At 63.7% G+C, this 6547-nt stretch carries 7 protein-coding genes and 2 pseudogenes; 7 read left to right on the forward strand and 2 right to left on the reverse strand.

The window, feature by feature from the left end:
- Positions 1–245 precede the first annotated feature (245 nt).
- The 7 genes and pseudogenes from D8676_RS25845 to D8676_RS25875 all read left to right on the forward strand — a co-directional run bounded on the left by D8676_RS25845 (position 246) and on the right by D8676_RS25875 (position 5131).
- Positions 246–962, forward strand: a complete 717-nt coding sequence (locus D8676_RS25845; RefSeq protein ID WP_121583975.1) for a recombinase family protein — start codon at positions 246–248, stop codon at positions 960–962.
- A gap of 136 nt (positions 963–1098) precedes the next feature.
- A pseudogene (locus tag D8676_RS27790) lies at positions 1099–2918 on the forward strand (ParB N-terminal domain-containing protein); the annotation flags it as partial.
- Positions 2919–2922: 4 nt separating this feature from the next.
- Positions 2923–3297: pseudogene (locus D8676_RS25855) on the forward strand (DNA methyltransferase); the annotation flags it as partial.
- Positions 3294–3662, forward strand: a complete 369-nt coding sequence (locus D8676_RS25860) for a hypothetical protein (RefSeq protein WP_121583976.1) — start codon at positions 3294–3296, stop codon at positions 3660–3662. The pseudogene D8676_RS25855 and the gene D8676_RS25860, both read left to right, overlap by 4 nt.
- Positions 3662–4129, forward strand: coding sequence for a hypothetical protein (locus D8676_RS27795; protein ID WP_245427178.1), 468 nt, complete (start codon positions 3662–3664; stop codon positions 4127–4129). Before D8676_RS25860 ends, D8676_RS27795 begins: the two co-directional genes overlap by 1 nt.
- Entirely contained in the window at positions 4098–4409 is a 312-nt protein-coding gene (locus D8676_RS25870; protein WP_121583977.1) for a hypothetical protein, read from the forward strand. Before D8676_RS27795 ends, D8676_RS25870 begins: the two co-directional genes overlap by 32 nt.
- A gap of 251 nt (positions 4410–4660) precedes the next feature.
- A complete protein-coding gene (locus D8676_RS25875) occupies positions 4661–5131 on the forward strand; it encodes a phage terminase small subunit P27 family (protein WP_121583978.1) in 471 nt (156 codons plus the stop codon).
- Positions 5132–5635: 504 nt separating this feature from the next.
- Here D8676_RS25875 and D8676_RS25880 read toward each other — a convergent pair.
- Positions 5636–5866, reverse strand: coding sequence for a hypothetical protein (locus D8676_RS25880; protein WP_121583979.1), 231 nt, complete (start codon positions 5864–5866; stop codon positions 5636–5638).
- 129 nt (positions 5867–5995) lie between these two features.
- On the reverse strand, positions 5996–6394 hold the full coding sequence (locus D8676_RS25885; RefSeq protein ID WP_121583980.1) for a hypothetical protein: 399 nt from the start codon (positions 6392–6394) through the stop codon (positions 5996–5998).
- Between the last annotated feature and the right edge of the window lie 153 nt (positions 6395–6547).

The following is a 6547-nucleotide window of genomic DNA, read 5'->3' on the forward strand; positions in this document are numbered from 1 at the left end:
GTTCCAGTGGTTCCCCGGCTATGGGGAATGTCCCGTCTAACAAAGGAGCGGCGATCGTTGCACGGCGCATTCAACACCGAACTGCTGGCCAGGCCGCCTTTCGCAACCGACCGCGGCGTCCAGGGAAAGGGTATGCGCAGCGCACGAAGCACTGGTGCGCTGATGTTAATAGCTTACTTGCGTTTCAGCGCCTTGTGAGCACACTGCAAACGCTGGTTTGCAGTCTGAACACCCGAGGCTCATTCATGTTGCAGCGCGCAATCGCCTACTACCGTGTGTCGACCCAGCGGCAGGGCCGGTCCCGCCTCGGCCTCGACGCGCAGCGTGCCGCTGTCGAGGACTTTGCCAGAGCACAAGGGTACGACATCCTGGAGGCGTTCACCGAGGTGGAAACCGGCAAGGGCTCCGACGCTCTGGATCGGCGCCCCTTATTGGCTGCAGCACTCGCCACCGCTCATCGAGCCCGCTGCCCGGTGATCGTGGCAAAACTTGACCGGCTCTCGCGAGACGTGGCCTTCATTGCCGGGCTGATGACGAGGCGCGTGCCGTTCATCGTCACCGAGCTCGGCGCGGATGCCGACCCGTTCATGCTGCACCTCTATGCGGCGCTGGCGGAGAAAGAACGCCGGCTGATATCGGAGCGGACCCGGGCAGCTTTGGCGGCCCGCAAGGCCACGGGCGCCACGCTCGGCAACAGGACGAACGCGGCGCAGGCGGCAGCCCGGGGTCGCGGCGCAGCCATACAGGCGGCCGAGGAGTTCGCCCGATCAACCCTTCCGTTCGTGCGCGCCCTGCAGCAGGCGGGAGTCACAAGCTTGCGCGGGCTTGCGGCGGAGCTCAATGCCCGCGGCGTGCGTACGGCGCGCGGCGGTACGTGGCAGGTGTCGAACGTCCGCAACATGCTGGCGCGCCTTGATGTGCAGGCACAGGGACAAGAGAGCGTGCCGGCCGTTTCCTGCTGACGCAGCAGCCCGGTGAGCTGAAGGAACTGCTTTCCCTCCGCTACTCTACGAAGGCCTGCGCTACCGCACGCAGCCTGTTTGCCTTTCGTGCCGGACATCGTTCTCATCGGTTCATGACGTTTCAGGGACCGATTGCATGGACACCGAGGCTGCATCCGATGAGATCATCTCTACCCCGAAAGCGGGTCAACTGCGGGCGCGCCGGTCGGCTACTAACGTGGCTGACGGCTTGGGCAGCAGCCGCCTCGCAGTGGAGTATCGTCCTGCCGCGGCTCTGATCCCCTTTGCCAAGAACGCCAGGACGCATTCGGATGCGCAGGTGGCGCAGATCGCAGCGTCGATCCGCGAGTTTGGCTGGACCAACCCGGTCCTAGTCGACGGCGACGATGGCGTCATTGCCGGCCACGGGCGGCTGCTGGCGGCAAGAAAGCTCGGAATGAGCGAGGTGCCAGTGATCGAGCTGGCGGGTCTGAGCGAGGCACAGAAGCGAGCCTACATCATCGCCGACAACAAGCTGGCACTCAACGCCGGCTGGGACAACGAACTGCTGGGGCTCGAACTGGCCGATCTGGGCGAGCTCGGCTTCGACCTGTCGCTCACCGGCTTTGACGATCTGGAGATCGCCGCCCTGACAAGTGCCGGCACTCCCGGCCTGACCGATCCCGACGACATTCCCGAAGCGCCGGAGCAGCCGATCACCCTGCCCGGGGATGTCTGGATTTTGGGCAAGCACCGGCTGATCTGCGGCGACAGCACCGATGCCGATGATGTCGAACGCGTGCTTGCCGACGTCAAGCCGCATCTGCTCGTGTCGGATCCTCCCTATGGCGTCAGCTATGACCCGGCATGGCGTGAGCGGTTCGGCGATGGTGATGGCCTCGCCAAAGGCAAGGTGCTGAATGACGACCGTGCCGACTGGCGGGACGCCTGGGCGCTGTTTCCGGGCGACGTCGCCTATGTCTGGCATGGCGCCCTTCATGCCGCCACGGTTGCCGCCAGCCTCGAAGCCAGCGACTTTGCCGTGCGCTCGCAGATCATCTGGGACAAGACCCGGCTGGTGATCGGCCGCGGCGACTACCACTGGCAACATGAGCCATGCCAACCCGCCGGCACGATGGTCCAGAGGGTCCTTGAGCGCGGCGCGGGTTCCCAGCCGGCAAAGATCGCAGAGGTGCCGATCGAGACCCTGCGCGAGGGCGACTTCGTGGTGTCCTATAACCCTTACGAGAGCGTGGTTCGCCGTCGCGGCCGCGAGGTTACCCGGTTCGGCGAACGTCAGTTCGATGGCCTGATGCACTCAATCTCGGCTGCCGGACGGGTCACGCGCGCCACCCCGGAGCACCGCTTCTCGGTGCGCCTGAACCCTGATGCGGCAGACAAGCAGGTTGTCTACCTCATGCGCCGCGGCGACTGGTGGCGCGTCGGCCGAGTCACCCTGTTCAATTCACGCGGTTTTGGTCTCTCCACCCGCATTGCCGACAATAAGGCCGAGGAGGCCTGGATCATCTCTGTCCACAACACCGCCTGTGAGGCCCAGTGCGCGGAACAGGTTCTGTCGTGCCGGTACGGGATCCCGACAACCCATTGGGAGGTGGACGGCTGGGCGCCGGCGCCTGAGCGCGTACGGTCGCCGGCGATGATCTCCGGCATGTACGCGAGCCTTGATCTGAGTGCGCTCGCCGCGCGGGCGACGTTGCTGCTTCGCGATCATCGTCTGGAGCGTAGCCAGCCGCTCGTTACGGGCGGCGAGCGGCTGATGTTCTCGCGCAAGGCGACCCGACTTGTAAGGGCCTGCAATATCTTCGCTCAGATCATGCAGATCCCGGAGCCGGCTGAGGGTGACGAGTTTTCATGGGTCACGGTCACCGGTAACGATGCGACGCCATTCAGCGGCCCGGTCTACTCAATGGATGTGGACCGAGATCTCCACTACGTCGCAGACGGACTGATCACTCACAATTGCTGGTATTGTGTCCGCAAAGGCAAGAAGGGCCACTGGGCGGGAGATCGCAAGCAGACCACCGTGTGGGCCATCCCGCATAGGAAGTCGCCCACCGGCCATGGCACCGAGAAACCGGTCGAATGCATGCGCCGGCCGATCGAGAACAACTCCTCGCCGGGCCAGGCGGTCTACGAACCGTTTTGTGGTTCCGGCACCACCATCATCGCCGCCGAGATGACCGGCCGCTCCTGCCATGCCGTGGAGCTCAACCCGCCCTATGTCGATGTGGCCGTGAAGCGTTGGCAGGACTTCACCGGCGAGAAAGCAGTGCTGGAGGGTGACGGCAGGAGCTTTGTAGAGATCGCCGCGGCACGAGCCGGAGCTGCACAATGAGCCGGACCGCCCTCGCCTCGGTATGGCCGCCCACACGCGCCGTCGCCATGAAGGCCGAACATGCGCCAATGAGCCCGATGCAGGCGATCAGGCGCAAATGCCAGGACTGCTCGGGTCAGCAGCTTGTCGAGGTGAAGCGCTGCGAGACGGTGACCTGCCCGCTCTGGCCATTCCGTGCCGGCCGGCACCCTTATACCAGAAAGGGTCTCCTGGAGGCTGATCCCGAACGGCGCGCCTGTTCCAGCACTCCGAAGCCCCTAGATCGCTCACCATCGCGAATTGGCCTCCTGGAGGCCTCTGGCGGGAAGGATGGCGGCAACGAACCCGTAGTGACGTTCATCGCCTCCACGACTGAGGTGATCTGATGGCCCGGCCTCGTCACCAGCCCGACGCCTTCCATCGCCGTCAGGTCGAGGCACTGGCGGGCTATGGCGTTCCCGAAGCCGAGATCGCCGGCATGGTTGGCATAGATCCCAAGACGCTCAGGAAGCACTATCGCCACGAACTCGACTTCGGCCACATCAAGGCCAACGCCAAGGTCGCCGAGAACCTGTTCCGAAAGGCGACAGGTGAAGGCCGCGAGGCTGTCACGGCAGCCATCTTCTGGCTGAAGGCTAGAGCCCGGTGGAAGGAGGTGTCGGTCAGCGAGCATTCCGGTCTCGACGGCGGTCCGATCGAGCAGGTGACGAAGATCGAGCGGATCATCTTGGCACCAGCTGACCGGGCGAGCACTACGTTGGCATCGGACCACGTCACCCCGGACGTGGCGCCGATCACCCTTTGGGAGGCAAACCAAGCCGATGAGCGACGCCGCCGATCCCGTCGGATATGAGAAGCCGCTGGCTTCCAGGGTCGAGGCTCTTGCGGGCTACGGTCTACCTGCAGCCGACATCGCCTGCGTGCTTGCGGTCGGCGAGGATGAACTCATTGCCGCCTATGCCGACGAACTGGACAGCGGCGGCATCAAGGCGAAGGCCCGTGTGGCGGAGAGCCTCTACCGCAAGGCCCTGGGCGATGGCCGCGAGGGGGTCGCGGCGGCGATCTTCTGGCTGAAAACGCGCGCCCGCTGGAAAGAAACCTCGATCCATGAGGTGGACGGAAAGCTTCGGTAGCCGGCTGCCCCCGGGGGGGCGGTCACATCTCTGCAGCGTTTCGGACGCGGACCGGTGGCATCGGTTTCCTTACACAACCGCGAAATTGGCAGGGGGGTCTCAGCGGATATGAGAATGGCACAAATGGCTGAACAGCGGGGTTCCTGCCCCGCTTCGCATCTGCAGATCGCCCTACAACAGTCGGCTAAGTCCGGAGTCGGATCGGCTTCGGCGGCTGACGTCTCCCATCTTCCAAATGCAGGACGCTCTTGATGCGCGGCAGAAAGCCCCTGCCCTCCGCGATCAGGCTCGCCACCGGCAATCCCGGCAAGCGGCCCATCAATGCTCGTGAGCCGAAGCCGGTCACCTCAATTCCCACCTGCCCTGCCCACCTGATGCCGACCGCCAAGGCCGAGTGGAAGCGACTTGCCCGCTACCTTCACGACCTCGGAGTCATCAGTGAACTCGATCGCGCAGCGCTCGCCGCCTACTGCCAGGCTTACGGTCGCTGGGTGGAGGCGGAGAAGAAGTTGAAGGAGACACCGCCGCTCCTCAGAACGCCGGCCGGTTACGTGCAGCCCTCTCCCTGGCTGGCCATCTCGAACAAGAATGTCGAGCTGATGTACAAGTTCATGAGCGAATTGGGCCTCGCCCCGGTTTCGCGCAGCCGAGTGGAAACCACAACCCGCAGCATGGGGCCGAAACCTTGGGAGTTCACCGGCGAGGACGACGGGTTCTCCTAGGCTGGAGACATGGCCACAGGCATGCGGGCAACCGAGGAAGAGCGAACAGCTCGCGAAGGTCCGTGTGGAGGAGGATGCAGATCTTTGTAGGGGTGAGCGTCGTGACCGCAATGTCGGCCACTCCGCTGTGGAGGTTCAAGAGATCCGAGAGGCCGCCCGGCAGGTGAAAGGCGGTGATCTGCCGCTTGCCTTCTCCAGTGATCTTCCATGAACAGGTCTGTCCCTGAACCAACAGGCGTCCTGACCAGTCCGGTCGGCCTGGTGAACGATGTCCTGTTCGGCGCCCATGGGGACCACGCGCATTAGCTAGGCTGCCAAAGCGAGATCGCCATCCGAAAAGGTGGAAATGTCCTCAGATTCCCGTCCGGGTCCCGCCGTGCGACCGCGTCCGCAAGTGCCGGGCAGGACCTGGCGTCACGAGCGGCCAACGCTCCGGCGCGCGTCGACCCGTACAAGGACAGACTCAACACCGCCACTTCGATCGTGTCTGTCTCAGCTTCTTTGTCAGGCAGACGTAGGAGCGGCAGTTGCGGCGATTTCCATTTGCGCCCTGAACCATCGCAGCGTCTCGAGCGTCGAGGGTAGCGCATTCTGCTTTCGTGCCAAGACCTCCAGCTCCATGAACCGCAATGCAAACGGCCTCTGATCGGGCAGCGCATGCAAGAGCGAGCTCACGATGATCTTGAGGCCATCGATCTGGCCCTGCATTTCAAGGCTCTCTTCAACTTCGTTCATGAACTTCTCCTAATCACCGATCCTCTGGGCAGGCCAGTTGACGGCCTTTCCGCGAATGCAGCCGCGCGGTCACGGGGGACGCGCCAGACAAGCCGAACGCTGCAGTTGCCAGGGCAGCGTGAGATAGAGTCAAGCCAGATTCTCGTCCTTCCTGAACTTGGTCAGGAAGGAGCGCCACTTCCGCTTGGCGGCACCGTCTCGCAGTTTGAGGATGCGGGGCGCCATGAAGTGGACGACGGCCATTCCGCTACTACGCACGTCAGCTTCAGCAGCCGAGCGGTGTTCATAGCGAGCGTCGTCCATCGACGCGACATCATCGCCTTCGAAGGCCTTGAATTCTGCTGCGCTGCGATTAAACCGCTGCACGCAGGCATCGAACTCCGCGCGAGCGCCCTCATCAAGCCGAAGCGTCTGCAACTCATCGGAGGTAAGTTTCTCCAAGGCCGAAGTGCGCGGCTTTGACGTGCGACGCAGTGGCCTCTTCCCTACTTGCACAGCGGACGCTGTTTGGTCGATGGTATCAGTCATTTCGCTTCCCTTTCCGTTTGCTGGACCTGTGAGTCGCGTCACCGTGGTACGCGGCGGTTCGAGAGTCACACTGAGGTGGGCCAGGCACGGCGCGCACGCGAGCATCGAAAATGAAAAGGCCGAGCAATTGCCCGGCCTCTGATCAGGAACTTA

It is taken from the genome of Mesorhizobium sp. YM1C-6-2, assembly GCF_003666685.1.
GTDB lineage: Bacteria > Pseudomonadota > Alphaproteobacteria > Rhizobiales > Rhizobiaceae > Mesorhizobium_K.

Excerpts from the sequence above, each read along its gene's own strand:
- D8676_RS25885 (WP_121583980.1), bottom strand. The coding sequence starts at position 6,394 with ATGACTGATACCATCGACCAAACAGCGTCCGCTGTGCAAGTAGGGAAG.
- D8676_RS27795 (WP_245427178.1), top strand. The coding sequence starts at position 3,662 with ATGGCCCGGCCTCGTCACCAGCCCGACGCCTTCCATCGCCGTCAGGTC.
- D8676_RS25845 (WP_121583975.1), top strand. The coding sequence starts at position 246 with ATGTTGCAGCGCGCAATCGCCTACTACCGTGTGTCGACCCAGCGGCAG.
- D8676_RS25870 (WP_121583977.1), top strand. The coding sequence starts at position 4,098 with ATGAGCGACGCCGCCGATCCCGTCGGATATGAGAAGCCGCTGGCTTCC.
- D8676_RS25860 (WP_121583976.1), top strand. The coding sequence starts at position 3,294 with ATGAGCCGGACCGCCCTCGCCTCGGTATGGCCGCCCACACGCGCCGTC.
- D8676_RS25880 (WP_121583979.1), bottom strand. The coding sequence starts at position 5,866 with ATGAACGAAGTTGAAGAGAGCCTTGAAATGCAGGGCCAGATCGATGGC.
- D8676_RS25875 (WP_121583978.1), top strand. The coding sequence starts at position 4,661 with ATGCGCGGCAGAAAGCCCCTGCCCTCCGCGATCAGGCTCGCCACCGGC.